Origin of the sequence: Limnohabitans sp. (assembly GCF_044373035.1) — a bacterium.
GTDB lineage: Bacteria > Pseudomonadota > Gammaproteobacteria > Burkholderiales > Burkholderiaceae_C > Limnohabitans_A.
In genome coordinates, this window is record NZ_JBILQU010000213.1 from 1 (window position 1) to 2,795 (window position 2,795).

General features: G+C 61.8%; 4 protein-coding genes. 2 read left to right on the top strand and 2 right to left on the bottom strand.

Features of this window, described 5'->3' with window-relative positions:
• Both ACIQ47_RS16045 and ACIQ47_RS16050 read right to left on the bottom strand, forming a co-directional pair.
• Positions 1 to 175, bottom strand: a 175-nt coding sequence (locus ACIQ47_RS16045) for an FAD-dependent oxidoreductase (RefSeq protein ID WP_396439035.1), incomplete at its 3' end; no start/stop codon positions are given.
• Between the two features lie 101 nt (positions 176 to 276).
• Positions 277 to 1,287: a LysR family transcriptional regulator gene (locus ACIQ47_RS16050; protein WP_396439032.1), complete on the bottom strand. Its 1,011-nt coding sequence runs from the start codon at positions 1,285 to 1,287 to the stop codon at positions 277 to 279.
• A gap of 186 nt (positions 1,288 to 1,473) precedes the next feature.
• Between ACIQ47_RS16050 and ACIQ47_RS16055 the strand changes: the two genes are divergently transcribed.
• Positions 1,474 to 2,445 (top strand): TAXI family TRAP transporter solute-binding subunit, encoded by a 972-nt coding sequence (locus ACIQ47_RS16055; protein WP_396439033.1) that lies wholly within the window; start codon positions 1,474 to 1,476, stop codon positions 2,443 to 2,445.
• Positions 2,442 to 2,795, top strand: a 354-nt coding sequence (locus ACIQ47_RS16060) for a DUF1850 domain-containing protein (protein WP_396439034.1), incomplete at its 3' end; no start/stop codon positions are given. The genes ACIQ47_RS16055 and ACIQ47_RS16060, both read left to right, overlap by 4 nt.

Consider the following 2,795-nt stretch of genomic DNA (forward strand, 5'->3'; position numbering starts at 1 on the left):
TTTCGATCACCGAATAGTGCGTGCGCAAAATGCCGCTGGACTGGGAGGTGGTGCCCGCGCCGATTTGATCGCGCTCCAGCACCAGCACCCGTTTGGCACCCAGGGCGGCCAGGTTGTAGGCCACCGAGGTGCCGATCACACCGGCCCCAATCACGATCGCATCCCAATGGCTCACATCCGACTCCTGTAGTTCAGGGCCAGCTTAAGGTGTGCGCCTGAAAGGGCCATCAGTTTTGCATTGGCTGATCATCAGCATCACACTTGGCCCATCCGTCTTCAGATCTCGCTGGCCTCTTCGACGCTGAGCAAGTCGTGGGGGATTTTCAGCGCCATCACCCATTGGCGCTGCAACTCGCGCACCGCCACCCGCACCATGGCTGCGATGTCTTGGGCCAGCGGGCCCAACTCGTCGGGACGGTAGACGAGGTAGAAGGTTCGCTTCAAAGGCGGATAAGCCTGCCCTTGGTGCCGCAGCGCATTCAAGTGCAGGTATTTCAGGTTCATGGCGTGGTAGCGCGATTGCCACAAACACATGGGTGTGGTCAGGGCGATGCCCAGGTCTTCGCGCACCAAGCTGAGCAAGGGGTCGGTCGCGTCAAACTCGAACACGCGCTCGATGTGGGGGTCATGCCGTCGCAGGTAGGCGTCCACCAGCGCGCCCATTTTGGAGCGGGTGCTGTAATGCATGAAGGGCCTGATCTGGCTCAGCTGCGACAGGGAGGCCAAGGGTGGCACCTGAAGACCTGACGGAACAGCCAACAGAAACTGCTCCGAAAACAAGGCCAGGCACTCCCTTCCGGGCAAGTACTTGGGGTCGTCGGTGGTGATCAGCGCGTCGAGCTGGTGGTTGTCAAACAGGTCGGCCAGCCCCGGGTTGATGCCCGAGACCAAGCGCAAGCGCTGCACACGCCCAGACAAACCACGCACCACCTGCGGGCCGATCACAGCGGCAAATGAATCGACGCAACCCATGCGCAGCATGGCCCTTTTGCTGCGACTGAGCGAACGCACGGTTTGTGTCATTTGGCCCGCACGCGAAAGCAAATCTTTGGCCTGTTCATACAGCCGGTGTCCTGCGGCGGTGGGGTGCGCCGGGCGCGTAGCGCGGTCCAGCAGCGACACGCCCAAGGTCTCTTCCAGTTGCCGGATGTGCTGAGACACACCCGCTTGCGATATTTCCAGCCGCTGCGCCGCTGCCGACACCGAGCCGGTTTCCACCAAGGCCACCCAGATGCCCAGCTGCTCCCACGAGGGGGGCGACACTTTGTCAGAAGCGCGTTTTTTCATGAGGCTGCGTGCAGATTGTGAAAGGTTTCATTGGTTTTTGTGATGCTGAGCATCAACTTTGGCAAACGATGGACAGGCCTTGCAATTTCACTCCACACTGTAAGCCTGTCCACCAGGATGTCCGCAGCAAGCGGTCCTGGCCCAGTCCATTGTGAACCTCTCACCCATTCCTGAAGGAAATGAACCATGAAAATCAATCGCCGTCTGGCCATCACCTTGGTGGCCTCTGCCACTTTGCTCTCAGGTGCGGCCATCGCACAACAGCGTGTGTTTTTCGGTGTGGCCACGGGCGGCACCGGCGGCACCTATTACCCCTTGGGCGGCATGCTGGCCCAGCTGATTTCCAACAAAGCCACCGTGGACGGCAAGAAAATCACCGCCACCGCTGAAGCCGCCGGTGCCTCAGTGGGCAACGCCAAACTGTTGGGCACCAAAGACATCGAGTCGGCCTTTGTGGCCGCCGACATTCTGGATGCGGCCTACAACGGCAAAGCCCAGTTTGCCAACGCGCCCCTGAAAAATCTGCGTGCCCTGGGCGCCCTGTACCCAGAGACCGTGCAGCTGATCACCCGTGCCGATTCGGGCATCAACGGCGTCAAGGACCTCAAGGGCAAAAGCATTTCCTCAGGCGCGCCCGGCTCCGGTCAGTACCAGTTGGTGACCGATTTGCTCAAGGTGCACGGCATGGCCCGCACCGATGTGAAGGAAGACAGCTCTTCCTTCACCCAAGCGGTGGACAAGATCAAGGACGGCAACTTGCACGCCACCTTGATCACGGGCGGTGTGCCCGTGGCAGCGGTGACCGACTTTGCACAAAGCCATGCCCTGAAGATCATTCCGCTGTCGGGCCCCGAAGTGGCGACCTTGCTCAAAGAACAGCCTTACTACACCCAAGTGCAACTGCCCGCCAACAGCTACAAGGGCCAGACTGCGGCCGTGCCCACGCTGGCGGTGATGGCCATTTGGGCGACACACGATGGCGTGCCCGAGAACGTGGCCTACGAAGTGACCAAGGCGCTGTATGAAAACACGGCCATCATGGGCCAGGTGCATGTGCAGGGCAAAAACATCAACCTGAACACCGCCACCTCGGTGGCCAGCGTGCCCTTGCACCCCGGTGCCTTGCGTTACTTCAAAGAAAAAGGCATCGCCAAGTGACATGCCCCAAGCGCCTCGCCCTGGTGGCGTGGGCGCTGGTGGCGTGCGCATGGGCAGCCCCTGGGGCTGCGCCCGCTTGTGAGCTGGTGCTGACCGAACACCGCAGCGGCCGTGCCTTGACCCGCTTGCCCCTGAACCCGGCCCACCCCGCAGCCGATGTGGCGTTCACCCACTCGGTGCTGGGCACGCCCGTGCTGGACCGCTATGTCTGGCGTCACAGCACGCAGGGTTGGCGCGCGCACTTGGTGGAAGAGCGCTTTGAAGGTGAAGGCTACGGTCTGCCATCGGCGGCAGGGCCAGGCGAGCGCTTGCTGCGCGATGGCGCGGGTTGGCGCTTGCTGCTGGACCGG

Excerpts from the sequence above, each read along its gene's own strand:
- ACIQ47_RS16050 (WP_396439032.1), bottom strand. The coding sequence starts at position 1,287 with ATGAAAAAACGCGCTTCTGACAAAGTGTCGCCCCCCTCGTGGGAGCAG.
- ACIQ47_RS16055 (WP_396439033.1), top strand. The coding sequence starts at position 1,474 with ATGAAAATCAATCGCCGTCTGGCCATCACCTTGGTGGCCTCTGCCACT.